Origin of the sequence: Lentzea cavernae (assembly GCF_014653695.1) — a bacterium.
In the GTDB taxonomy this organism is placed as follows: Bacteria; Actinomycetota; Actinomycetes; order Mycobacteriales; family Pseudonocardiaceae; genus Lentzea; species Lentzea cavernae.
In genome coordinates this window covers 1-24,817 of the sequence record NZ_BNAR01000012.1, presented here as the reverse complement: position 1 = coordinate 24,817, position 24,817 = coordinate 1, and the positions used below count along the sequence as shown (strand labels likewise).

At 70.2% G+C, this 24,817-nt stretch carries 21 protein-coding genes; 8 read left to right on the top strand and 13 right to left on the bottom strand.

Annotated elements, in window-relative coordinates; genetic code table 11:
* Positions 1-19: 19 nt before the first annotated feature.
* Complete coding sequence (locus tag IE307_RS31990) at positions 20-2,320, top strand: sensor histidine kinase (RefSeq protein ID WP_191303137.1); 2,301 nt, start codon at positions 20-22, stop codon at positions 2,318-2,320.
* Positions 2,321-2,329: 9 nt separating this feature from the next.
* Here IE307_RS31990 and IE307_RS31985 read toward each other — a convergent pair whose 3' ends face one another.
* Complete coding sequence (locus IE307_RS31985; RefSeq protein ID WP_191303136.1) at positions 2,330-2,935, bottom strand: response regulator transcription factor; 606 nt, start codon at positions 2,933-2,935, stop codon at positions 2,330-2,332.
* Positions 2,936-3,063: 128 nt separating this feature from the next.
* Between IE307_RS31985 and IE307_RS31980 the strand changes: the two genes are divergently transcribed.
* Positions 3,064-3,651 carry a flavodoxin family protein gene (locus tag IE307_RS31980; RefSeq protein ID WP_191303135.1) on the top strand — a complete coding sequence of 196 codons (588 nt, stop codon included), beginning with the start codon at positions 3,064-3,066 and terminating at the stop codon, positions 3,649-3,651.
* 4 nt (positions 3,652-3,655) lie between these two features.
* Positions 3,656-4,690, top strand: coding sequence for a ketoacyl-ACP synthase III family protein (locus IE307_RS31975; RefSeq protein ID WP_191303134.1), 1,035 nt, complete (start codon positions 3,656-3,658; stop codon positions 4,688-4,690).
* A gap of 61 nt (positions 4,691-4,751) precedes the next feature.
* On the opposite strand, the gene IE307_RS31970 is transcribed toward IE307_RS31975, so the two are convergent.
* The 4 genes from IE307_RS31970 to IE307_RS31955 are packed head-to-tail and all read right to left on the bottom strand — an operon-like array spanning position 4,752 to position 8,290.
* Positions 4,752-5,963, bottom strand: a complete 1,212-nt coding sequence (locus IE307_RS31970) for an NAD(P)/FAD-dependent oxidoreductase (RefSeq protein WP_191303133.1) — start codon at positions 5,961-5,963, stop codon at positions 4,752-4,754.
* Position 5,964: 1 nt separating this feature from the next.
* Complete coding sequence (locus IE307_RS31965) at positions 5,965-6,732, bottom strand: SDR family NAD(P)-dependent oxidoreductase (RefSeq protein WP_191303132.1); 768 nt, start codon at positions 6,730-6,732, stop codon at positions 5,965-5,967.
* 9 nt (positions 6,733-6,741) lie between these two features.
* Positions 6,742-7,065 carry a 2Fe-2S iron-sulfur cluster-binding protein gene (locus IE307_RS31960; protein WP_191303131.1) on the bottom strand — a complete coding sequence of 108 codons (324 nt, stop codon included), beginning with the start codon at positions 7,063-7,065 and terminating at the stop codon, positions 6,742-6,744.
* Positions 7,066-7,078: 13 nt separating this feature from the next.
* Positions 7,079-8,290: a cytochrome P450 gene (locus IE307_RS31955; protein ID WP_229905271.1), complete on the bottom strand. Its 1,212-nt coding sequence runs from the start codon at positions 8,288-8,290 to the stop codon at positions 7,079-7,081.
* A 200-nt stretch (positions 8,291-8,490) separates the two neighbouring features.
* On the opposite strand from IE307_RS31955, the gene IE307_RS31950 reads away from it, so the two are divergent.
* Entirely contained in the window at positions 8,491-9,699 is a 1,209-nt protein-coding gene (locus IE307_RS31950; protein ID WP_191303129.1) for a cytochrome P450, read from the top strand.
* 20 nt (positions 9,700-9,719) lie between these two features.
* The gene (locus tag IE307_RS31945) at positions 9,720-10,739 is read left to right on the top strand and encodes an MDR family NADP-dependent oxidoreductase (protein WP_191303128.1); all 1,020 of its coding nucleotides are present in this window, start codon (positions 9,720-9,722) and stop codon (positions 10,737-10,739) included.
* Between the two features lie 48 nt (positions 10,740-10,787).
* Here the strand turns inward: IE307_RS31945 and IE307_RS31940 are convergent, their stop codons facing one another.
* The 4 genes from IE307_RS31940 to IE307_RS31925 form a co-directional block, all read right to left on the bottom strand.
* The gene (locus IE307_RS31940) at positions 10,788-11,933 is read right to left on the bottom strand and encodes a winged helix DNA-binding domain-containing protein (protein WP_191303127.1); all 1,146 of its coding nucleotides are present in this window, start codon (positions 11,931-11,933) and stop codon (positions 10,788-10,790) included.
* A gap of 22 nt (positions 11,934-11,955) precedes the next feature.
* Complete coding sequence (locus IE307_RS31935) at positions 11,956-13,077, bottom strand: epoxide hydrolase family protein (protein WP_191303126.1); 1,122 nt, start codon at positions 13,075-13,077, stop codon at positions 11,956-11,958.
* Complete coding sequence (locus IE307_RS31930; RefSeq protein ID WP_191303125.1) at positions 13,074-14,231, bottom strand: nucleotide disphospho-sugar-binding domain-containing protein; 1,158 nt, start codon at positions 14,229-14,231, stop codon at positions 13,074-13,076. The genes IE307_RS31935 and IE307_RS31930 overlap by 4 nt, the downstream gene beginning before the upstream one ends.
* A 78-nt stretch (positions 14,232-14,309) precedes the next feature.
* Positions 14,310-15,788: an MFS transporter gene (locus tag IE307_RS31925; RefSeq protein ID WP_191303124.1), complete on the bottom strand. Its 1,479-nt coding sequence runs from the start codon at positions 15,786-15,788 to the stop codon at positions 14,310-14,312.
* Between the two features lie 198 nt (positions 15,789-15,986).
* Between IE307_RS31925 and IE307_RS31920 the strand changes: the two genes are divergently transcribed.
* Positions 15,987-16,583, top strand: a complete 597-nt coding sequence (locus tag IE307_RS31920; protein ID WP_191303123.1) for a malonic semialdehyde reductase — start codon at positions 15,987-15,989, stop codon at positions 16,581-16,583.
* Positions 16,584-16,646: 63 nt separating this feature from the next.
* Here the strand turns inward: IE307_RS31920 and IE307_RS31915 are convergent, their stop codons facing one another.
* The 4 genes from IE307_RS31915 to IE307_RS31900 all read right to left on the bottom strand — a co-directional run bounded on the left by IE307_RS31915 (position 16,647) and on the right by IE307_RS31900 (position 21,782).
* Complete coding sequence (locus tag IE307_RS31915; RefSeq protein WP_191303122.1) at positions 16,647-17,858, bottom strand: acyltransferase family protein; 1,212 nt, start codon at positions 17,856-17,858, stop codon at positions 16,647-16,649.
* 151 nt (positions 17,859-18,009) lie between these two features.
* Positions 18,010-19,386 carry a VOC family protein gene (locus IE307_RS31910; protein ID WP_191303121.1) on the bottom strand — a complete coding sequence of 459 codons (1,377 nt, stop codon included), beginning with the start codon at positions 19,384-19,386 and terminating at the stop codon, positions 18,010-18,012.
* Positions 19,383-20,348, bottom strand: coding sequence for a Gfo/Idh/MocA family protein (locus IE307_RS31905; RefSeq protein WP_191303120.1), 966 nt, complete (start codon positions 20,346-20,348; stop codon positions 19,383-19,385). The genes IE307_RS31910 and IE307_RS31905 overlap by 4 nt, the downstream gene beginning before the upstream one ends.
* A gap of 3 nt (positions 20,349-20,351) precedes the next feature.
* Complete coding sequence (locus IE307_RS31900; protein ID WP_229905270.1) at positions 20,352-21,782, bottom strand: NDP-hexose 2,3-dehydratase family protein; 1,431 nt, start codon at positions 21,780-21,782, stop codon at positions 20,352-20,354.
* Between the two features lie 130 nt (positions 21,783-21,912).
* Here IE307_RS31900 and IE307_RS31895 point away from each other — a divergent pair, with 130 nt between their 5' ends.
* Together IE307_RS31895 and IE307_RS31890 are read left to right on the top strand one after the other, a co-directional pair.
* Complete coding sequence (locus IE307_RS31895) at positions 21,913-23,319, top strand: MFS transporter (RefSeq protein ID WP_191303119.1); 1,407 nt, start codon at positions 21,913-21,915, stop codon at positions 23,317-23,319.
* 19 nt (positions 23,320-23,338) lie between these two features.
* The gene (locus tag IE307_RS31890; RefSeq protein ID WP_229905269.1) at positions 23,339-24,757 is read left to right on the top strand and encodes an alpha/beta fold hydrolase; all 1,419 of its coding nucleotides are present in this window, start codon (positions 23,339-23,341) and stop codon (positions 24,755-24,757) included.
* The last annotated feature ends 60 nt before the right edge of the window (positions 24,758-24,817 follow it).

The following is a 24,817-nucleotide window of genomic DNA, read 5'->3' as shown; positions in this document are numbered from 1 at the left end:
CTCTCGGCAAGGAGTGGTTGTGGCAGTTCGCCTGGACCCCGACGTCCGGCGGGAGTACCCGCGCATCGCACCCCGGCTGGTCCTCCTGGTTCTCAGCACCGTGTTCACCGGCTACTTCGTGAACGCCTTCATGCACGTCCAGGCCGCGAAGGCCGAGCCGGCAGTCCTGGTGTCCGCGGTCGTCGGCCTCGCCGCGCTCGCGTTCCTGCAGTTCCGCTTCCTCAGCAACCCGCACGCCGACGTGCGCGGCCGCACCGGTCTCCTCGCGCTGCTGGCGAACGCGGCGCTGACGTTCGGCGGGCTCGCGCTGTACGGCCAGGGCTGGACGGCCATGGTCGGGTTCTTCGCCGGCTCCGCCGTGCTGGTGCTGCCCCCCGTCGTCGCGTGGCCCCTCTTCGGCGTCGTGTACGTGGCGTCGGGCGCGGTGCAGTGGACGATCGACCACAACCCGTTGCACGTCGCCTACACGGCCAACCTCGTCATGGTCACCGGGCTGATCGTCTACGGCCTGTCGCGGCTGCGGTCCCTCGTCGAGGAGCTCGACGAGGCCAGGTCCGCGCTCGCGGGCACCGCGGTGACCCAGGAACGGCTCCGGTTCGCGCGCGACCTGCACGACCTGCTCGGGCTGAGCCTCTCCGCGATCACGCTCAAGAGCGAGCTCGCCCACCGGATGGTGCCCGACCGCCAGGACGACGCGCGCAAGGAGCTGACCGAGGTCCTCGACATCTCCCGGCAGGCGCTCGCCGACGTCCGTTCGGTGGCGTCGAGCTACCGGGAGCTCTCGCTGGACGGCGAGATGGCGTCGGCCCGTTCCGTGCTCGACGCCGCGAGCGTCACCTACGCGCTGGACGCCGAGAGCACCGGCGAGCTGTCCCCCAAGGTGAGCACGCTGTTCGCCACCGTGCTGCGCGAGGGCGTCACGAACCTCCTGCGGCACAGCAAGGCCGAGCGGTGCGACGTCACGATCTCCTCGGCCGGCGACGTGGTGTTCATCGACGTCGTCAACGACGGCGTCCGCGAGGGCGGCGACGGCACGCACGGCAGCGGTCTCGGCAACCTCACGAGCCGCGTCGAGGCGCTGGGCGGCACGGTCACGGCGGGTGCCCGCGGTGACGGCTCCTACCGGCTGCGGGCCGAGGTGCCCGTGCACGGCGGCCAGCCCTCGGAGTCGTGGGAGCCCGCGCCCGCCCGCCGGGAACCGCGCATCGCACCCCGCCTCGCGACCGTGCTGACGGCCGCGGTGCTCGTCGGGTACACGATCAGCGCGTTGATCCTGGTGTGGTTCTCGGGCATCTCCGAGACCGCGGTGCTGCTGTCGATGGCGGGCGTGGTGTCCTCGCTCGTGCTGGTGGCCGCCTACTTCAGCAGACCGGGCGTCGGGGTCCGCTCCCCGCTCGGCCACGGCCTGCTGGCGGCGATGGCCGTGATCACCTTCACCCCGATCGTCGTGTTCGACAGCCCGTGGCTCGGCCTGCCGGGCTTCCTCGCCGGCGCCGCGTTGCTGGTGCTGCCGCCCCGTGTGGGCGCGGTGGCGTTCGTCGGCATCGTCGTCACCGTCGGCCTTACCTACACCTTCCACGACGTGGGCCTGGTGGACAGCGGCTACGGCTTCATCGCCACGATGAACATCGGGCTCATCGTCTGGGGCATGACCCGGCTGCGGGCGATGGTGTCGCAGCTGCACGACGCGCGGTCCGAACTGGCCGAGCTGGCCGTCACCAAGGAACGCCTGCGGTTCGCCCGCGACCTGCACGACCTGCTCGGCTTCAGCCTCTCCGCGATCACGTTGAAGAGCGAGCTGTCCCTGCGCCTGATCGGCAGGGACGACCAGCGCGCGCGGCAGGAGCTGTCCGAGATCCTCGACATCTCCCGGCAGGCGCTCACCGACGTCCGCGCGGTCGCGTCGAGCTACCGCCCGCTCTCGCTCGACACCGAGAAGGAGTCGGCCCGCGCGCTGCTGGCGGCCGCGGACATCGAGGTGCGGATGGACCTCGACGAGTGCGAGCTGCCGCAGGAGGTCCGCACGGCGCTCGCCACGGTGCTGCGCGAGGGCGTCACGAACCTGCTGCGCCACAGCAAGGCCGAGCACTGCGAGATCACCCTGGTGCGCGGCGGCGACCGGCTGACGATGGCGATCGTGAACGACGGCCTCGTGGGCCACCAGGAGCCCGGCCGGGACACCGCCGGTGGCAACGGGACCGGGGGCAACGGGATCGGCAACCTCACCGTCCGCGTCGCCGACGTCGGGGGGACGCTGGAGGCGGGGGCCGTCTCCGCGGACACCTACCGGTTGCAGGCGCAGATCCCCCTGCCGCGGTGACGGCGCCGGTCAGATCCAGCCGGCGTCCTGGGCGACCCTGATCGCGTCGACCCGGTTGCGGGCGTTGAGCTTGCTGATGACCGTCGTCAGGTAGTTCCGCACGGTGCCGACCGACAACGCCAGCGCCCGCGCGATGTCCGGCGCGTCCGTGCCGCCGGCGGCGAGGCGCAGCACGTCGAGCTCGCGGTCGGTGAGCGGGCACTCGCCCTGGTCCCAGGCCGCCAGCGCGAGCTGGCTGTCCACCACGCGCTTGCCCTGCCGGACGTCGCGGATGGCGGCGGCGAGCTGGGCGGGCGGGGCGTCCTTGAGGATGAAGCCGTCGACCCTGGCGGCGAGAGCTTTGCGCAGCGTGCCGGGACGGGCGAGGCTCGTCAGCATCAGCGTGCGGACCCCGGGCAGGGTCTCCCGGATCGTGCCGGCGGCGGTCAGGCCGTCCAGGATCGGCAGGTCGATGTCGATCACGGCGACGTCCGGCCGGTACTTCTGGACCATGGCCACGATCTTGTCGCCGGAGTCGACCTCGGCCACCACCTCGATGTCGGGTTCGAGGCTGAGCAGCGCCACCAGAGCGCCCCTGACCATGTGCATGTCCTCGGCCAGCAAGACCCTGATCATCCCTGACGTCCCCCTCGCCCCGATGCCGAACACCTTAACCCCAGTTGCTTCGACCTGTGCTCGATCTGGCGTCGAGAGCCGGCCACGAGGCTGGAACCGCCACTTTCCGCGAGCCCCGGGGAACCGACATGGACCTCAGTGTGAACGTCGCCGTCGTCTACTACTCCTCGACCGGAACCATTCACCGGATCGCGCAGGAACTGGCGGACACGGCCGAGAAGGCGGGCGCGGAGGTGCGGCTGGTCAGGGCCGCCGAACTGGCTCCGCGGGCCGCCATCGACTCCCGGCCCGCCTGGGCCGCCCACCTGGCCGCGACCGAGGACGTTCCCGTCGCCCAGGTCGAGGACGTGCTGTGGGCCGACGCCGTGCTGTTCGGCACGCCGACCCGGTTCGGGAACATGTCGGCCCAGCTCAAGCAGTTCATCGACACGCTGGGGCCGGCGTGGTTCCGCGGCCAGCTCTCCAGCAAGGTCTACAGCGCCTTCACCTCCGGCGGCAGCTCGCACGGGGGCATGGAGACGACGCTGGTGTCGATCTACAACATGGTCTGCCACTTCGGCGGCATCATCGTGCCGCCTGGTCTGAACGAGAACCCCTACGGCACGTCGCACGTGCTGGGCAGCGACAACCTCCCCGTGGGCGAGCTGGCGCTGCAGTCCGCGCGAGTGCAGGCAAATCGGGTCGTGCGGACCGCACGGGCGCTGAAGGAGATCTGAACCGGTGCGAATCAACGAGAACGTGTACGTGCGCGGCAACGGGATCCGGCTGCCGTCGACGTTGTCGGTGGCCGACGCGATCGCCTCGGGCGAGTGCGAGCCGAAGCTGGTCGCCCGCACCGACGCCGTGTCGGTCGCGGTGTCCCCGGACGAGTCGGCGGCGGAGATGGCCGTCTCGGCGGCGAGGATGGCGCTGGGGCGGTCCGGGTCCACGTCGGAGGACGTCGACCTGATCCTGCACGCCGACACCTACCACCAGGGCCAGGACCTGTGGCCGGTCGGCTCGTACATCCAGCGGGAGACCGTGCGCAACAGCTGCCTGGCGCTCGAGATCCGGCAGATGTCCAACGGCGGCATGGCGGCGCTCGACCTCGCGGTGTCGTACCTGACGTCGCGCCACGGCCGGGCCGACGCCCTGCTGACTACGGCGGACCGGTTCTGCCTGCCCGGCATCGACCGGTGGCGCACCGACCCCGGCACGCCCTACGCGGACGGCGCGACCGCGATCGTGCTCTCGCGCCGGGGCGGGTACGCGCGGCTGCTGTCGCTGGCCGTGCACGCCGACTCCGACCTGGAACCGCTGCACCGCGGCGACGAGCCGTTCGGGCCCGCGCCGTTCACGCACCGCATGCCGGTGGACTTCGAGGCCGCCAAGCACACGTTCAGCAGGCAGTACGGGCTGTCGTACGGCATCAACAAGGCCAACGCGGGTCAGGCCACGGCCATCGAGGAGGCGCTCGCGGACGCGGACATGAAGCTGGGCGACGCCGACTGGATCGTTCTCCCCCACTTCGGGCGCCGCCGGCTCGACGTGAACTACCTGCGGCCCTACGACATCGACCCGGCGCGCACGACGCTGGAGTGGAGCCGGACCATCGGCCACCTCGGCGCCGGCGACCAGTTCGCCGGGCTGGGGCACCTCGTGGACACCGGTCAGGCCAAGCCCGGCCACCGGATCGTGCTGGTCGGCGTCGGCGCGGGCTACAGCTGGGGGTGCGCGGTCGTGGAAATGGTCGAGCAGCCGTCATGGGTCAGCTGACCGTTGAACGCTTGAAGCCCACGTGGACCTGAGGTCCGCGTGGGCTTCAAGGGTTTCGGGGTCAAGCAGCTGCGGCGCCGCCCTGCAGGTAGGTGCGCAGGTCGAAGCCGGGTGCCGCGACGACGGCCGGGGAGACGGTGCCGCCGGCGGAGAGCAGCCGCCGGGCCAGCATGTAGTCGGCGGGCTTGTTGACCGACTCCACGCCGAGCAGCCGGTCACCGCGGAAGCAGAACACGGAGAACCGCCCGCCGTCCGGATCGCCGGTCACGACGGTGTGGTCGTGGCCGTCGACGAGCCCGGCGATCTGCAGCTTCACCGCGTGCTGCTCGCTCCAGAACCACGGCAGGCCGGTGTACGGCTCGGCCGAACCCATGATCGACGCCGCGACGCAGGTGGCCTGGTCGGTGGCGTTCTGCACGGACTCCAGCCGGATGCGGCCGCCGGTGCGCGTGCTGGAGAACCGCGCGCAGTCGCCGATGGCGTAGATCGACGGGTCGTCGGTGCGCAGGTGCGCGTCGACCACGATCCCGTCGCCCACGGTCAGCCCCGCACCGGCGGCGAGCTCCGCGTTCGGGACGACGCCGATGCCGGCGACGACGAGGTCCGCGAGCAGCACGGTGCCGTCGGCGAGCTCGACCGCGCCGGTGCGCACGGCCTTCACCTGCGTGCCGAGCAGGACCCGGACGCCGGTCTTCTCGTGCTCGGCGACGACGTGGGCCGAGGTGAACGCGGTGACCGCGCGCGCCATCGCCCGCGGCAACGCCTCCACGACCGTGACGTCGTGGCCCTGTTCCCTCGCCACAGCGGCGAACTCGAGCCCGATGAACCCGGCACCGATCACGACGACCCGCGAGGGGCCGTCCAGACGCGCCCGCACGGCGTCGGTGTCCGCGATGGTGCGCAACGACAACGTGCCGGGCAGCGTGCGGGGCGTGGCCCCGGTGGCGAGCACCAGGTCGCCGAACACCAGCGTGCGGCCGGAGCTCAGCACGACGACCCGCGCCGCGCGGTCGATCACCGCGACGGGATCGTCCAGCACCAGCTCGATGTCGTTGTCCTCGTAGTACGACTCCTTCTGCATCAGGAGTCCCTCGACGTCGGTCTTGCCGGCCAGGTACGCCTTCGTCAGCGGCGGCCGCTGGTACGGCGCGACGGGTTCGGCGCCGACGACCGTGATCGAGCCGCGGTACCCCTGCTCGCGCAGGGACACCGCGACCTGACCTCCGGCGTGGCCGGCACCGACGACGACCACTGACGACGATGCGGCGGCCATCTCAGTAGTTCCCCAGCCCGCCGCACACGTTGAGCGCCTGTGCGGTGATCGACGACGCCGTGTCCGTCACCAGGTAGGAGACGAGCCCGGCGACCTCCTCCGGCGTGGAGTAGCGGCCGAGCGGGATCTTCGCGTTGAACTTCTCCTGCACGTCGTCCTCGGTCACGCCCCAGTAGTTGGCGTAACCCTGGCGGACCCGGCTCGCCATCGGCGTCTCGACGTAGCCGGGACACACCGCGTTGACCGTGATGCCGGTCTTCGCGAGCTCCAGGCCGACCGCCTTGGTGAAGCCGATGACGCCGTGCTTGGACGCCGAGTACGGCGCGGCCAGCATGACGCCCTGCTTGCCGCCCGTGGAGGCGATGTTGATGATCCGCCCCCACGAGCCCTCAAGCATCTTGCCGGTGCTCAGAACCTCTTTGGTGACGCGGAAAACGCTGTTGAGGTTGGTCTCCACGACGTCGAGCCAGAGGTCCTCGTCGAGCGACGCGGTCTCACCGCCTCCGCCACGACCCGCGTTGTTGACGAGGACGTCGATGCGGCCGAAGCGCTCCACGGCCTGTGCGACGGCGGCGCGAACGTCCTCTGTGGACTTCACGTCGCATGCCGCGCCGTCGGCCTCGTAGCCGTCCTCGCGGAGCTGCTTCACCGTCGAGGACACGTTCTCCTGGTTGCGCGAGACGATGAACACCGGTTTGCCCTGCGCGGCGAGGGACTGCGCGACGGCGAGACCGATGCCACTCGTGGCGCCCGTGACGAAGGCGGTCATGCTCTTCTCCTAAATCTGCTTCTCGGGCACGTGCACCACGAGCCCGTCGACGTCGTCGGACACCGGGATCTGGCAGCTGAGCCGGCTGTTGTCCAGGCGCGGGCTCGCCGTGCAGTACAACAACTCGTCCTCAACCGCGTGCATGGTCGACAGCGGCCTGGTGTTGTCCTTGTCGACGTAGACGTGGCAGGTACCGCAGGACGCCCCTCCGCCGCACTCGGCGACGATGCCGGGGACGCCGTTCAGCTTGGCGCCGCGCATGACCGAGTCGCCGTCCTTGACGTCGACGATGGTCGAGGTGCCGTCGGTCTGGATGTAGGTGATCTTGGCCATGGTGGCCCCCTTCTCATGCGTCCCAGGTGACCGGGAGCTCCCACAGGCCGTAGATGACAGCGCCTTCCTTGCGCGGGATCTCGTCGAACGGCTTCGCGAGGCGCAGGCTCGGGATGCGCTGGAACAGCGTCGTCCACACGATCTGCATCTCCAGGCGCGCGAGGTCGGCGCCGATGCAGTGGTGCAGGCCGTACCCGAACCCGAGGTGCTTGCGGGTGCCGCGTTCGAGGATGAGCTTCTCCGGCTCGGGGAAGATCTCCGGATCGCGGTTGCCCGCGAGACCGAGGCACAGGATGCCGTCGCCCTTGCGGATCACCTTGCCGGCGATCTCGATGTCCTCGAGCGCGACGCGGGGGATCGCGGTGTCGCCGATGGTGGCGATGCGGACCAGTTCCTCGACCGCGGGGTCGATCATGCCCTCGGGGTCGTCCAGCAACAGCTTGAGCTGGTCCGGGTTCTCCAGCAGGCACGCGGTGCCGAGCGAGAGCATGCTCGCGGTGGTCTCGTGGCCACCGTTCATCAGCAGCCTGATCATGTTGAACAGGTCGCGCTTGGTGTACTCCTCGCCCGACGCGGCGTACTCGGCCATCGCCCGGCTGAGCAGGTCGTCGCCCGGCTCACGTTCCTTGATCGTGATCAGGTCGTTGACGTAGGCGTTCACCTCGACGATGGCCGCCTGGCGCTCCTCGGGCGTGCTGTGCCCGCCGAGCAGACAGGTGCCGTGCTTGATGAAGAACTCGTGCTCGTCGTGCGGGATGCCGAGCAGCTCGCAGATCACCGTCATCGGCACCGGCAGCGAGAACGCGTGGTGGAAGTCCACCACGGGCCCCATCTCGAGGAGCTTGTCGATCTGGTTGTTGACGATCTCCACGATGCGCGGCCGCAACCGCTTCACCTGGCGGTTGGTGAACGTCACCGCCGCCTTGCGCCGGGTCGCCGTGTGCTCGGGCGCGTCGTAGCCGATGAACGACGTCTCCGTGCGGAACTCCGGCGGGGCGATGAAGTAGAACGGGAAGTTGTCGTGCTTGCGGGACGCGCTGATCCGCGGGTCCGTGAGGATCGTGCGGATCGTGTGGTAGCCGGTGATCGTCCAGATCCTGAGGCCCGACCCCGTCAACGTCACCTGCGAGACGTCCTCCTCGATCATCCCCTCGTACTGCTTGGGAGGGGTGAACGGGCACTGCCGCTTGTAGGGGAACGTCTCCTCGGCTTCTGTGCCTGGCACGGCGGCACCTGTGGTCATGGCTCGTCCTCCTGGTCGGGTTGACCGCGAGATTTCCACCGCCGCCTGGAAGTGAGCCGGAACACCGCTCGAAGACGACCACACGGGGTTCGAGTGGCGGGCGAGGTCGTTTCGAGGCGCGGCGGCGACGCTTCGGACCGCGATCCGCGCCCGCCACTAGACAACACCCGGAGGTGTTCGAGTTGGTCGCTCCAGAGGTGGCACTCACGTTCCCTTTCCCCGGTTCGACCTACCTCGGCCCCGATCCCGAGTACGCGCGGATGCGCGCCGAGTGCCCGGTGGCGCCGGTCGCGCTGCCCGACGGCAGGCAGGTCTGGCTGGTGACGCGGTACGAGGACGTGAAGGCGGCGTCGACCGATCCGCGGTTCAGCCGCGCGGAGACGTTCCACCGCGGCGTCGAACCGTTCCCCGGCATGTCGCTCGTGCCGCCGGAGATGATCATCTCGACGGACCCGCCGGTGCACAGCCGCCTGCGCAGGCTCGTGATGAAGGTCTTCACCGCGCACCGCGTCGAGGAGATGCGGCCGCACATCGAGAAGGTCGTGGAGGGCCTGCTCGACGACCTGGAGGCGAGCGAGCGGCCGGCGGACCTGGTCTCCACGCTCACCACCCCGTTGCCGCTCACCGTCATCTGCGACCTGCTGGGCGTGCCTGCCGCGGACCGCGGCCGCTTCCACGGCTGGGCGCGGCAGTTCGCCGCCGTCGGCGGCCCGCCGGAGCAGATCCAGGAGGGCATCGCCCGGCTGAGCCAGTACATCGCCGAGCTCATCGAGGTGAAGCGGGCCGAGCCGGCCGACGACCTGCTGTCCGCGCTGATCACCGCGCGCGACGAGGACGACCAGCTCACCGAGCAGGAGCTGGTCGTGTTCGGCTTCACGTTGCTGGGCGCGGGTTTCGACTCCTCCGCGAGCCAGATCGCGAACTCCGTGCTGGCGCTGCTCGCCCACTTCCCCGACCAGTGGCGGTTGTTGTGCGAACGGCCGGAGCTGATCTCCGACGCGGTCGACGAGCTGCTGCGCGTGGTGAACCTCTTCGGCACCGACACGACCGGTTTCCCGCGCATCGCCACCGAGGACGTCGAGATCGGCGGCACCGTGGTCCCCGAGGGCGCGATCGTCCTCTTCGGACTGACGTCGGCCAACCACGACGAGACCGTCTTCCCCGACCCGGACCGCGTCGACGTGACCCGCGAGGCGCGCAGCCACGTCGCGTTCGGGCACGGCATCCACCGCTGCCTCGGCGCGCAGCTCGCGCGCATGGAGCTGCAGGTCGCGCTGGCGGGCCTGGTCCGCCGCTTCCCCGGCCTCCGGCTCGCCGTGCCGGAGTCGTCACTGCAGTGGCAGCACGGCGACGTCAACCACACCGTGCTGTCGCTTCCCGTCACCTGGTAACCGTTTAAGGAGATCTTCCGATGACCGACTACACGATTCCGGCGACGGGCAAGGAAGTGCGGCTGGCGTCCTTCCCGGACGGTGACGTGCGCGCGGAGAACTTCACCGTCGCCGAGGTGGACGTTGTCGAGCCGGGTGCCGGCGAGGTGCTGGTCCGCAACGAGTGGCAGTCGCTCGGCACCGGCGCCCGCGAACTGCTGGTGCAGGACACGAACGTGCCGCTGCCGACGTTCAAGATCGGCGAACCCATGTGGGGCCGGATGGTCGGCACCGTGGTGAGGTCCAACAGCCCGCTGCTCGCCGTCGGCGACCTGGTCGAGAACTTCTACGGCTGGCGCGAGTACGCCACCGGGCCGGCCGAGTCGTTCTTCAAGCGCGACCGCGACCAGCTGCCGTCGGGCGAGTACTTCCTGTCGAACGGTCCCACCGCGTGGCTCGGCATGTCCGACATGGCCGGGGTCGGCGAGGGCGACGTCGTGTTCGTGTCCGGCGCCAGCTCCGGTGTCGGGTCGATGGCCGGGCTGATCGCCAAGGCCCGCGGTGCCAAGAAGGTCATCGGCAGCGCGGGCAGCAAGGCCAAGGTCGACTACCTGGTGAACGAGCTCGGGTTCGACGCCGCGTTCGACTACCACGACGGACCGGTGCTCGACCAGCTCGCCGCGCTGGCGCCGGAGGGCATCACGGTGTTCTTCGACAACGTGGGCGGGGAGCAGTTCGAGGCCGCCGTGCTGCTGGCCGCGCCGTTCGCCCGGTTCGCGTTGTGCGGCGCCCTGTCCGGGCAGCTCGGCGTCGGTGACGGCGCGCAGCCCCGGCTGAACCTGCTGGCGGCGATCCCGAAGCAGCTGCAGCTGCGGCCGTTCGCCTGCTACCACACGCCCGAGCAGCTCGACGGGTGGAACAAGCAGTTCGGGCAGTGGCTGAGCGAGGGCAGGATCTCGTTCCCGCACACCGTGGTGGAAGGCGGGGTCGCCGCCCTGCCCGAGACCTTCGTGGCGTTGTTGAACCGGAAGTACAGCGGCACCACCGTCATCCGGCTCTGACCCCGCAAGACGGAACGCCCGGTCCGAGGACCGGGCGTTCTGGCGTTCTCAGCGGCTGGGGAGGACCTGGACGGCGCGGGACTCGGCCTTGGGGAAGGCGAACTCCAGCAGCGCGTGACCGTCCTTCTCCAGTGCCGTCAGGTCCTTCTTGGACACCTTGGTGAACGGCTCGACCACGAGCGTGTAGGACTTCTTCTCCTTGTCGATCCGCCAGATGCCGTTCAGCAGCCCGCCGATCAGCAGGTTGCCGCGCAGTACTCCACCGCGCACCGTCATCATCAGGCCGTACCGGCGGCACCACTCGGCGAACGACAGGCCGTCCGGGATGATCCGCTCCCGGTTCGCGTGCGAGAGCAGCACGTTGTCGAACTCCGGCAGGTACCTCGGCGGAGCGGGCGCGTCGGCGTCGGGCAGCTCGCCCTCCGGCACGTCGAACAGCTCCTTGCCGTTGTCGTCCAGGTACACCCGCAGCGACGACCGGATGCGGCCGACGACCTCGTTCAGCTTCGTCAGGCCGCACCACGCCTGCACGTCGTTGACGCTCGCCGGCCCGAACGCCGCGAGGTAGCGGCGGATCATCGTCTCGACCGACGGCGCCGGGTCGACCGGCCGGTCGAGCCAGGTGGTGGCTGACGCGTGGATCGTGCGGCTCGTGCCGCCCCAGGTGCCCCGCGGCGGGATCTGCACCAGCGCGGACAGGTTGCGCACGGCGTAGGCCAGCGTGTCCGGTTTGCGGTCCGGCCAGCGTTCGTGCAACGCCCTGCCGAGGTCGGCGGGCGTGCGCGGCTGCTCGTCCAGCAGTGCCAGTCCGGCCGCGACGACCTCGTCCAGGTCGAGGCCCTTCACGACCGCGGCGTGGCTCGAGTTCGTGTAGAGGTCGCGGTCCAGCACCTGTTGCACGAGCGGGCGCAGGGTCATGCAGTCGTCCGGGGTCACGAGGTGGATCGTCGACCGCATCAGCGCCGTGCGGACCAGCTCGCGGTTCGTGACCATTGTGGACAGTCGATCCGGCCGGTACCCGGCGAGCCTCGACCACAGGCCGATGTAGGGGCCGACCGGGATCTGCGCGTGCATGCCGACCAGGTGCTCGACCACCTCGCGCTCGGGCAGGTCGAGTCTGCGCAGCAGGTACTGCCTGGACAGCAGAGCACGGTTGAGCGCGCGGGCGCCCAACCGTGCCGTGGCCACGTTCATGTACGGGATCCTTCCAGATCGTTCAGCGCAGCCCCCGGAAGAACTCGCGCAGTTCGTCGATCAGCACGCCCGGCTGTTCGATCGCCGGGAAGTGGCCGCCCTCGTCCAGGTCGCGCCAGTACCGCAGGTCCGTGAAGCGCCGCTCGCACCACGCTCGGGGCACCCACGAGTTCTTCGGGAAGATCGAGCAGCCCGTCGGCACGTGGACCTGGTCGGTCGGCACCTTCTGGTAGCTCTCCCAGTACAGCCGCGCGGACGACGCGCCGGTGCCGGCCAGCCAGTGACCGGTGATCGAGTCGAGCAGGCGGTCGCGCGGGATCGCCTGGTCCAGGTCGCCGTCGTGGTCGGCCCACTCCCAGAACTTCTCCGCCACCCACGCCGCCTGCGCGGCCGGCGAGTCCGCGAGCCCGTAGCCGAGCGTCTGCGGGCGGGTCGACTGGATCGCGGCGTAGCCGGAACCGTTCTGCCACATCGAGTACGCGACGCCGAGCCTCGCCTGGTCGGCCGCGTCGAGCTCGACGGGCTCGTCCGGCTTCGGCGCCACGGGCATGGTGAGGTGGATGCCGGTCAGGCGCTCCGGGTGGCGGATCGCGAGCGTCGAGGTCGTGTACGAGCCCCAGTCACCGCCGTGCGCGGCGAACTCGTCGTAGCCGAGCCTGGTCATCAGCTCGGCCCACGCGTCGGCGATCCGGGGGATGTCCCAGCCGGTGCTGACGGGACGTTCGCTGAAACCGTAGCCGGGCAACGAGGGCACGACGACGTGGAACGCGTCCGCCGGGTCGTCGGGATCGGCCAGCGCGTCGATGACGTCGAGCTGCTCGACGACCGACCCCGGCCAGCCGTGCGTGATCAGCAACGGCATCGCGTGCTCGTGCTTGGACCGGACGTGGATGAAGTGGATGCCGAGTCCGTCGAAGTCCGTGCGGTACTGGGGGAACGAGTTCAGCCGGGCCTCGGTGGCCCGCCAGTCGTACTTGTGCAGCCAGTAGTCGCACAGGTCCTTGGCGTACGAGATCGGCACGCCCTGCGACCAGTCGCCGACGGTCTCCGGCTCCGGCCACCGCGTGCGGGCGAGCCTGTCGCGCAGGTCGTCCAGCGCCTCCTGCGGCGTCTCGACGCGGAACGGCGTCACCTCGGCGCTCATGCCCTGCCTCCTTCGGCCACCAGCTTCTCCAGCACGGTCAGCACGTCGACGGGCATGGGCAGCGCGTGGATCTCCCTGGCGAGCTCCTGCGCCTTCACCCGGTACGACGGGTCGGTCAGCAGCTCGAGGACGGCCGCCGCGGACCGTTCGGGCGTGTCCTCGCCGCGCGGGATCGTCAGCGCGGCACCGTACTGCGCCCAGCGCTCGGACGGCGCGACGGTGTGCATCAAGGTGGGCACCAGCAGCTGCGGCACGCCGGCGTTCGTCGCGGTCATGCTCGTGACACCACCGCCGTGACTCACGATGACGTCGCAGGTGGGCGCCAGCACGTCGAGCGGGATCCAGCCGATCCGCACGCCCGGCAGCTCCTCGCGCAGGTCGGCGGCGATCGACTCCGGCGCGGCGACGACGATCTCGGCGTCGACGGACTTCAGGTTCTCGTACATCTCGCGCAGCAGCCCGCCGTACTGGCCGCGGGCGACCTTGCCGCCCGCCTGGCTGCCCGCGGTGATGGCGACGCGGCGCTTGCCGGACCGGGTGTACATCCACGGTTCCAGCCGCTTCTGCTGGTTGCCGGGGATCCAGCGCATCATCTGCGCGGGCACGGAGTCCGGCGGGCGCAGGCTCGGCGGGCAGATGTCGATCCACAGGTCGGGTTCGGGCAACGCGTCGAGGCCGAGCTCGTCGAGCTCGGGCCGCAGCACCTGGTTCGCGCCGAAGTCCATCTCGGTCGGCGCGGCCGGGTCCCACGCGTGCCGGACGAACGGGATGCCGTACCGCGTGCAGATCAGGCCGGCGGCGTAGGACAGCATGCCCGCGACGACCAGGTCGGGCCGCCACGCCTCGACGAGCGCGGTCAGCCTCGGCAGGCTGTGCACGCCGAGCCGCGCGAAACCGCGGCCGGCGAACCGCATCTCCTCCACCGGCTCGTGCGGCAGCGCGAGCTTGCTCCCGTCGCGGTCGGTGAACATCCACTCGGGCGGGGTGACGTCGGTGACCGGCACGGCGGGCAGCCCTGCGGAGGCGATGTACGGGAGCATCTCCTCACTGGAGGCCATGAAGACCTCGTGGCCCGCGTTGCGCGCCGTCTGCGCGAGCGGGGCGAGCGCGAACACTGTCGCCGGGCTTCCACCGGCCAGGAACAGAATCTTCATGGCTCCTCTTCACGAGCGCGAACGACGGATCGGTGGAAGGCCCGGGATGCCGGGCCTTCCACCGAGGGGGAGCACCGATCAGGCCGCGGCCGGGGTCTCCAGCTGCTCCTCAGCGGCGCGCTTGGGCAGCGCGAACGTGAGCAGCAGGATCACCGCGACCAGTCCGAGCGTGCTGTAGAGGGCGGGCTCGAAAGCCGTCGCGAACTTCTCGGCCGTGGTACCGGTGGCCGAGTCGAGCGGCGTCAGGAACACGAACGACACCACCGCGATGCCGAGCGCGAGACCGAGCTGCTGCATCGTGTTGATGACACCGGAGGCCGATCCCGCGTGCTCGTGCGGGACCTCGGTCAGCGCGAAGAGCGTGATGGGCGGGGCCACCAGGCCGAAGCCGAGACCGATGATCACCAGCGGCAGCACCATCTGCCACGTGCTGACCTCCGGGCTGAGCACCAGCAGGAAGACGCCGAGACCGATCGCCGTCGTGACGGCGCCGATCTGCAGCACCGCGCGGCCGAACTTCTGCACCAGCACCGTCACCGACATGCCCGAGGTGATGAACGCGCCGATGCAGAACGCCAGCGCGGTCAGACCGGCGTGCAGCGCCGACCAGCCGAGGCCCAGCTGCATGAACAGGTACCAGGCCAGGAAGAACGCGCCGGTGAACATGAACAGCCCGAGCTGCAGCGCGTTGCCGGCGGCGAAGCTGCGGGTCTTGAACAGGCTGAGCGGCACGAGCGGCTCGTCGTTGCGGCGCTCCTTGTTGCGCTCGTAGGCGATGAACGCGACGAGCAGCACCACGGAACCGCCGATGGACCAGAACGTCCACGCGGGCCAGCCCAGCTCGTGGCCGAGCGTGAGCGGGTAGAGCAGCGCGACGACGAAGCCCATGGCGAGCACGACGCCCAGCGGGTCGAGCCTGGTCTTCGTCTCCTTCTTGGACTCGGTGATGTACTTCCACCCGGCGATCAGGCCGAGGACGCCGATCGGGACGTTCATCAGGAACACCGGGCGCCACTCGAGCCCGAACAGGTCCGCCTGCACGACCACGCCGCCGATCAGCGGCGCCACGGTGGCCGCGAGACCGCCGACGATGCCGTAGATGGCGAAGACCTTGCCGCGCTCACCGGAGCCGAACGTGACGTGGATGATCGAGAGGACCTGCGGGACCATCAGGCCCGCCATCGCGCCCTGCAGCAGGCGCGAGGCGATCAGCATCTCGGGGTTCACGGCGATGCCGCACAGCAGTGACGCCACCACGAAGCCGACCACGCCGGTCTGGAAGATCCGCTTGCGGCCGTAGATGTCGCCGAGCCTGCCGCCAGTGATCAGCATGAGCGCGAAGGCGAGCACGTAGCCCGCCGAGATCCACTGGATGGAGGAGTAGCTCGCCCCGAGTGTCCGCTGGATCGACGGGATGGCCACGCTGACGACGTTGCCGTCGAGCATGTCCATGAACACCGCCACGAGCAACGTGACGAGAGCGAACCAACGGGCTCGGTCGCCGGCTGCGGGAGTCGCCTCCTGCGACGTCGCCGACCTGGATTCGGTCGTGGTCATGAGAAATCTCCTCTGTGCGGCTGGCCGCATGAAGACAGTTGTCTGCGTCCTGAGGATGACCTGGTCCACTCGAACCGCGCTCGAGCCGATGCCGCCCGATTCCGGCTCCACCGCCGCTCGAGAGGCCCGCTGGATCGTGGGCGCGAAAACCCGACGGGCTGACGCCTGTCCACGATCTGAGAGATGAGAGGGACCGCAATGGCCAATCTCGCAATCGATTCCGCCTCCCAGGACCTGCTCTTCCGGGAGGCCCACTCGGCCCACCGGTTCACCGACGAGCCGGTGTCGGACGAGGCGGTCAAGGCGATCTACGACCTGATCAAGTACGCGCCCACGTCGATGAACATGCAGGCGTTGCGGGTCGTGCTCATCCGGTCGGACGACGCGCGCGAGCGCCTGGTGCGGCAGATGATCGACACCAACAAGGAGAAGACGTCGAGCGCCCCGCTCGTCGCCATCATCGCCGCGGACCTCGACTTCCACGACGAGATGCCCAGGCTGTTCCCGCACTTCCCGCAGGCGAAGGACATCTTCTTCGCGAAGCGCGACGACCGGGTCCCGCACGCGGTGAGCAGCGCGACCCTGCAGCTGGGCTACTTCATCGTCGGTGTGCGCGCCGCCGGTCTCGGCGCGGGCCCCATGGCCGGCTTCGACGTCGACGGCGTCAACAAGGAGTTCTTCGACGACGGCAAGCACCACGCGATCTGCGTGATGGTCATCGGCAACCCGGCCGAGGACGCCTACCACCCGCGGCTGCCGCGGCTCGAGTACGACGAGGTCTTCACGACCGTCTGATCCGACGCGAACCGGGCCGCCCGCGAGATCTTCCTCGCGAGGCGGCCCGATTCGTTCGCGGCCTCAGACCGGCTGGGGTTCCGGAGCGGCCTTCGCGGCCCTGGCCGCCGCGCGCTCCTGCTTCTCCGCCTTGCTGACGGACCACCGGTTCATCGCGGGCACCTCGACGAACCGGTAGGTCAGGTACGCGACCCCGAGCGAGGCGGCGAACGCGCCCGCGAGGAACAGCACGGCGACCGGCGTGCTCCACGTCGGACCGGCCAGCCCGCCGTACGGCCCGACCTCCACCCCGAACGCCCGGTGCGCGTTCTTCAGCACCAGGTCGTGCACCAGGTAGAAGCTGAACGTCAAGTCACCGAGGAAGAACATCTTCCTGCCGTTGACCCACGTCTTGCGCCCCTTGATGTCGGCCGCGGCCGCGGCGGGCACGAGCAGCGCGATCGGGATGATCATCGACGCCGCGTAGTTGTAGAGGAAGCTCCACGGCGACAACGTGGTGAGCACGTACCCGATCGCCGTCAGCACCGCGGCGCCGGCCAGAGGGAAGCCGATCCAGCGGCCGGTCATGACGATCCGGGCGAGCAGCATGCCGACGAAGAACTCGAGCAGCCGCACCGGCGGGAACAGGTAGACGAACCAGATCTGCGTCCACGACGCGCCCTTGCCCCAGCTCCACGCGGGCGTGTCGGGCAGGAACGTCTTCGACACCAGCGGCATCAGGATCACCAGCGCGATCGTCGCGATCACCGCGAGCCACAGCAGGTTCTCCCTGATCTTGCGGGCGAGGAAGATCAGCGCCGGGAACGTCAGGTAGTACAGCAGGTCGACCGACAGCGACCAGCTCACGCCGTTCGCGCTGTCCAGGAACGAGTTGTCGGGGATCCAGGCCTGCAGCAGGAAGAGGTTCGACAGCGACTGCCAGAACCCGACCTCCGCACCGAACGCGACCAGCGAGACGATCGCGACCGCCCACGTGACGACGTGCACCGGCACGATGCGCATCAGCCTGCGGCGCAGGAACCTCGGTGTCGAGAGATCCGGCCGGTAGGACCAGGTCAGCACGAAACCGCTGAGCACGAAGAAGAACGCGACCGCCGCCGACGCACCGCTGGTGAGCCAGATGTAGATGCCGCCGACGGTCTCGTCGGAGAAGACGAACGAGATAGCGCCGTGGAACGCGAACACGAGCAGCGCCGCCACGAAACGCATGCCGTGCAGGGACTTGAGCTTGGGTGGTGCCTGGGACTTCTCTGTCGTCTCGGTTGTCTCGGCCACGGGGAATCACCTTTCGATGCGGCGAGGCGGTGCGGTGGGGGGAAACTGCCCCCAATCTCGCCCAGTCCACTCGGGATCGTCTTGAACGCGCGCTGAAAGACCAGGAGCCCCCACCAGCCGCTGGTGGGGGCTCCTGTCGCGGGGTCCGCGCCTACAGCGGTCCGTCGGCCAGCAGGGCCGGGTCGGTGCCCGCGATCCAGGCCTCCATCGACGGCCTCATCAGCGTCGACAGCAGCTCGATCCGGATCCCGCCGAGACCGCGGTGGTAGGACCACAGGGTCACGCCGTCCTGCTCGACGTCGTTGGTCGCCTCGACCTCGAGACCGAGCTCCACCAGCGCCGACGAGATCTTCTCGATCTCCTCGGCCTCCGCCCAGTAGCCGACGTGGTGCGCGCCGTTCGCTCCGTTGGAGACCCACACGGTGCCGGGAATCTCCTCGACCAGCTCCAGGCGCGGTTCCTCGACGGAGAGCACGAACCGCTGCTTCGCCCGCTGCAGGCCGTCCTTCGTGCGCGCGGTCACGTCGAGCTCCATGACCGTGGTCCAGCTGTAGCCGAAGAGGTGGCTCAGCTTCTCCTGCGCCTCCTCGAGGTCCGCGACCACCAGTCCGGTGTGGAACAGCTGCGAGGGGTCCAGCACGGAGTCGAGTCGTCGGGCAGTCATGGGGCGGGAACCTTCCTGGCCTCGGTGGAACACGAGTGCGGTGTAGGGCGTCGTGGACTTCGGTTCCGTGGTGATCCGGGAGTTCACGACGACGAGCCGGTCACCGTGCACGGCGACGGCGGTCGGCACGTCGAAGTCGTTCGACGAGATCCGTTCGAGCACGACACCGTTGGTGCCGCTGGTGTCCAGCTGCACGACGGCGACCGAGTTCTCCCGGCCCAGCGCCACGTGCAGCGTCGTGCCGGTGCGCGCCATCCCGTCACCGCTGGGGAGCCGGGACCCCGCGAGCTCGACTCGCGTGGCCGCACCGGTCGCCGGGTCGACGCGGAACAGCTCGCCGGTGCCGGAATGGACGACGAGCAGGGCCGAGGAGTCGGGGGTGGTCGTGATGCCGCTGGCGTTGAACCCCTCGACGTGCGGGAAGTCGCCGGACAGCGGGATCCGTTCGACGGCGTCCTGCGCCGGCAGCTCCCCGTCCGCGCCGAGGGGCAGGCGGTACAGCACGGGGTTGAAGGAGTCGGTGAACCACGCGGCGTCGCCGGTGACGACCACGTCGGCGACGAGCGCGGGCTGCGCGTCGGTCAGCCGGTAGGAGGCGAGCACCTCGCCGGTGCGCACGTCCACGACCCTGGCGTCACCGTGGAAGCAGCCCGCGACGAAGAGCCTGCCGCGGCCGTCGAGCCACAGGCCTCCCGCCTGTCCCCCGCACGCGGGGCTGACGGTGCGCCCGGTCCCGTCGAGCAGGTCGACCGCGAGGATCGACCCGTCCGCGAGGGAACCGAAGTACGCGACCGGTTCGGCACCGAGCGCGAGCGACTCCGGCCGGAAGCCGTCCGGGAGGGAGAGCGTGGTGCGGGCGGTCATGGCAGGGGGATCCTTTCCAACGCGGCGGCTCGGCGCACGCCTTCCACGAGACTGGCCAGTGCGATCGTGTCGGCGGCATCGCCGTGCCGCACCTGAGGTGTGCGCACCGCGGCGGCGAAGAGCTCGACCGCGTTGCGGTACTGGTCGTCCTGCCCGAGAGCGACCTGCCGCACGCCGTCGCGGTCCACGAGCCTGGCGGGCGGCGCGAGGCCGGCGGGCGGCGCGAAAGCGCGGTCCACGCTGATCGCGCCGGCACTGCCCACCAGCTCGTAGCAGCTGCGGTAGGAGTGCTCCATGCCGAACGTGAGCTGCGCCGTGACGCCGTCCTCCCGGGCCAGCAGCACGGCTCCCGCCACGTCGACCCCGAGCTTCTCGTCCACGCGCAACCGCGCGCCGACGACCTCGAGGTCGTTGCCCAGGAACAGCTGTGCGGTGCGCAACGGGTACACGCCCAGGTCGAGCAACGCCCCGCCGCCGAGGTCCCGCTGGTGCCGGATGTCCCCGGAGGGCACTGGCGGCACGGTGAACGCGGCGGTCAGCCCGATGAGCTCGCCGTCGAGCGACGAGAGCGCTTCGGCGTGCTGGCCGTGGAAGGGGAACATGAAGTTCTCCCGCAGCACCAGGCCCTTCTCCGCCGCGAGCTCGACCAGCCGGACCGTCGTGGCGAGATCGGCCGTCAGCGGTTTCTCGGCGAGCACGTGCTTGCCGGCCAGCAGCGCGCGTTCGACCCACTCGGCGTGCAGGGCCACGGGCAGCGGGACGTACACGGCGTCCACATCGGACCGTTCCAGCACGGCCTCGTACCCGGCGACCGCGGCACACCCGTACGGCGCCGCGGTCTCCTGCGCCTTCGCCAGGTCGCGGCTCGCGACCGCGGTCACCTCGACGGCGTCCGACGCGGCGAACGCCGGCAGCATCCGCCGCCGCGCGATGTCCGCGCACCCCAGCACCCCGATGCGCACGGATCAGCCGATCGCGTTGACGCAGGCGATCAGCGTGCGCGCCTGGGAGTTGACGTACTGGCCGTGCCGCAACAGGTCCGTCATCTGACCGACCGTGAGCCACGCGTACCCGGGCGGCGGTTCCGCCGCCACCTCGCCGTCCACCTCCACGACGAGGTACCGGGTCTCGGCCTCGTAGAACCGGCCGCCCTCCTCGGCGTGCACGGCCTCGTACCGGATGGTGGACTTGTCCGCCTGCAGCACGGTGTCGAGGAACAGCGGCGCCTTGACGTGCTGGTAGTTCCACGGCACGCACTGCACGGTCGGGCCCAGCTCGATCACGTCGATGAAGCCGCCCTCCATCCGCGCCTGCACCAGCACGTGGAGCACCCCGGCGAACCGCCGGACGACGAACGCGGCGATGCCGACGCCGTGCGGCTGGAACAGCGGCTGGCTCCAGCCGGTGACCTCCCGGCTGCCCGCCTGGACGTCGACCCCGATGACGCGGAAGAACCTGCCGTCCTCGCGGGCGATCTCCTTGTCGGTGCGGTGCCAGTTCGGCACGTCGTAGAGCGGCACGCGGGAGATGTCGAGGTCGTAGGTGGAGCGCTCGACGGTGAACCAGCTCAGCACCTCGCTGTTGGTGTGCAACGCGCCCTTGTCCGGGTCGCGGGACGCGGCGAGGGAGGCGTGGAACTCGTCGGGCTGCGCGGTGTGGTCCTGCTGCGGCTGCGGCAGGCACGACAGCACCGACCTGGCGGGCATGTTCACCACGTTGTCGCGCTTGACGAGCTCGTTGACCTGGCCGATGGTCAGCCAGCAGAAGTCGTCGTCGACCTCGATGTCGCCCTCGTACTCCACGAACATGTTGCGGTTGCGCTTGCGGTAGAACCACGCGCCGCACTCGGACTGGAGCACGTCGACGATCACGCGGGTGCCCGGCTTGCCCGCGAAGTAGTCGAGGTAGCGCACCGGGGAGCCCTTGTGCACCTGGCTGTAGTTGCTCTTGGTCGCCTGCACGGTGGGCGAGAGCTGCAGCAGCCCGGGGTTGCCCGGCTCCATCTTCGCCTGCATCAGGCAGTGCAGCACCCCGTCGAACTCCTTGACGAGGATGCCCAGGATGCCGACCTCGGGCTGGTTCATGATCGGCTGGTGCCAGACGGGGAACTGGTCGTCCTTCGAGCGCACCCGCAGGCCCTCGACGCTGAAGAACTTGCCGCTCTGGTGGACCAGGTTGCCCGTGTCGGTGTTGAAGAACCAGCCCTTCAGCTGCTGGAAGGGAACCTGGCTGACCTCGAACGAGTACGCGTCGGCGCGCTCCTTGAGCCAGCCGTCGAACTCGTCGGTGCGCATCTGCACACCGCTGTCGGTGGCCGCGACGGACAGCGCGAGCCGGGCGGGCAGGCTGCGGTCCTCCCGCCGCGACAGGGTCGGCTGTTCTTCCAGGGTCGTCACGTGGACACCTCCGCCTAAGGATGTTCGCCGGTGTCGAGCGTCCGATCGCCCGCTCGAGTGGTGGGACAGAGCGAGCGGAACGACCGCCGCTCCAGAGACGCACCACCGGTGGTCGGCAGGGTGCGGTCACATGACTGCTCAGCTGACGCGGCCCGCCGCCACCACCCGGCTCGGACTGGTGCTGGTCGCCTGTTGCCTCGGCCAGTTCATGGTCGTGCTCGACGCGTCCGTCGTGAACGTCGCGCTGCCGAGCATCGCCGCCGAACTGCGCTTCGAGGTGCACAACCTCCAGTGGGTGAACAACGCCTACGCGATCGCGTTCGCGGGTTTCCTGATGCTCGGCGGACGTCTCGCGGACCTGTTCGGACAGCGCAGGATGTTCCTCGCGGGCGTGCTGCTGTTCACGCTGGCGAGCAGCGTCGGCGGTCTCGCGACCGATCCCGTGACGCTCGTGCTCGCCCGCGCGTTCCAGGGCCTCGGCTCGGCGGTGATGGCACCCGCCACGCTGACGGTGCTCAGCACGACGTTCACCGACCCCGGTGCCCGCGCCAGGGCGTTCGGCATGTGGAGCGCGGTGTCCGGTGCGGCCGGCGCGATCGGGGTGCTGCTCGGCGGCGTGATCACCGAGTGGTTCTCGTGGCGCTGGATCCTGCTGGTCAACGTGCCGATCGGCGTCGTGCTGCTCGCCGCGGTGTGGTCGGCCGTGCCCGAGACGGCCGGCAGGCGGCAGAAGCTCGACGTGCCCGGCGCGCTGCTCGTGACCGCGGGCCTGCTGGCACTCGTCTTCGGCATCTCGAGCAAGGTGCCCGCCGCGGCCGCCGCCGGGGTGGTGCTGCTCGGGATCTTCCTGCTGCACCAGGCGAAGTTCGCCGCCCAGCCACTGGTCCCGCTCGGCATCTTCCGCGTCCGGTCGGTGTGGTCGGCGAACCTGGTGGCGTTCTTCGGCATCGCGGCCTTGTTCAGCACGTTCTACTTCTTCACCCTGATCCTGCAACAGGTGCTGGGCTACAGCCCGTTGCAGACGGGGCTGAGCTACCTGCCGTTGTCCGCGGGCATCGCCATCGCGGGCTGGCGCGTCTCGACCGTCGTGCCGCGCACCGGGCCCCGCCCGATCCTGCTGGCCGGGCTCGCGCTCGGGTGCGCCGGACTGCTGTGGCTGTCCTCCGTGGACGAGCACGCCACCTTCGCCGCGGACCTGCTCGGACCCGCGCTGCTGCTGGGCTTCGGGATGGGCATGGTCCTCAACGCCACGACGAACGCCGCCACGGCGGGACTCCCCCGCGAGCAGGCGGGACTCGCGTCGGGGCTGCTGAACACGACGCGGCAGCTCGGCAGCGCGCTCGGCCTGGTGACGCTCGCGACGATCTCCGCCACCCGCATCGACGCCGAGGGCGGAGCCGGCACGCACGCGCTCGTCTCCGGGTACGGCCTCGCGGTGTTCGGCGCGGCGATGTTCACCGTCGCCGGGTTCGCCGCCGCGCTGATGGTGCCGCGTTCCAGGACGGCTCGAGGCGGCGGCGAAACGCTGAACACCTGACGAGACCCGGAGGATTGTGGTGACAACCAGCGAGTTCCACGCACAGCGGCCGCAGTGGTCGACCGGTGCGGACGACATCGAGTCCGCGACGATCGAGGTGCCGCGCGACTACGCCGATCCCGGCGGAGAGCGGATCCGCATCGCGGTCACCCGCCGCCGCGCGTCGGACCCCGCACGGCGCCGGGGCGTCCTGCTGTCCGTCAACGGAGGTCCAGGCGGTGACTGGGGTTTCGGCCGCGGCCTGGCGGAGAAGTTCGCCGGCACGCCGGTGCACGAGGTCTACGACCTGATCGGGTTCGACCCGCGGGGCACCGGCGAGTCCACCAACCTGCACGCCGAGGTGGCCATCGCGAAGGCCCCGTTCGACTCGCGGCCGCCGGACTCGGCGTTCGACGCGCTGGCGGAGGACATGCGGCTGCGCGAGCTCGCCTGCGAACGCGGAGGCGGCGAGCTGCGGCCGCACATCAGCACCCGCAACACCGCGCGCGACATGGACGTCATCCGCGCGGTGCTCGGTGAGGAGAAGCTGAGCTTCGTCGGCTACGCGTACGGCGCGTACGTCGGCGCGGTGTACGGCAGCATGTTCCCCGAGCGGCTCGACCGGAGCGTGCTCGACTCGTGCGTGAACCCCGACTGGACGTGGCGCGAGCAGTTCCTCTGGCAGGGCGACGCCGTGCAGCGCAACGTCGACCAGTGGGCGCAGTGGGTCGGCGAACGCGACGGCCACTTCGGCCTCGGCCGCGATGCCTCCGCCGTGCTCGGCGTCGTGGAGGAAGTCGTCGCCGCGCTGGAGGTCCAGCACGACACGCCTCAGCCGCGCACCCTGTTCGACGGCGCCGTCGGCACGCGGGCGGGCGACCGGTCGCGGTGGGAGGAACTGGGCAAGCTCGTCGGCGACCTGCGCACCGCCACCCGCGCAGGCGACGCCGCGCTGTCCGCCGAGCTGCTGCGGGAGCAGGGCACCTGGCGGCCGCAGGACCAGGAGGGCGACCTGCGCATCGGTGTGCTGGAGGCCATCACGCTCGAGCACGAGTGGCCGTCGGACATCGAGGTCTACTACCAGGACATGCGGGACTTCCGGAAGCGCTTCCCCTACGGCTACGGCGTTCTGCGCGCGCAGCCGTGGGTCGGCGCGTTCCGCACGTTCAGCGCGCCGGAGCCGCCGGTCGAGATCAAGCGGGACGGGTACCCCGTCGGGCTCATCGTGCAGGCCGACGGCGACCCGCTGGACCACTACGCGGGCGGTGTCGCGATGGCCGAGCGCCTCGGCCACCACCTGATCACCGTGGAGGACTCCGGCGACCACGAGGTCTACGCCCTCGTGGGCAACGCGGAGCTGGACGCGATCGTCCACCGCTACCTCACCGACGGCGACCTCCCGCCGGCGCGCACGTCCGTCCCCGGCACCACCGCACGGCCCGCCGTCCCCGCCGACTAGCTTGAGTTTTAACCTCTGAGCGGCTGGGTGAGACCCTGGTTGATCATGAGTGAAGCCCTT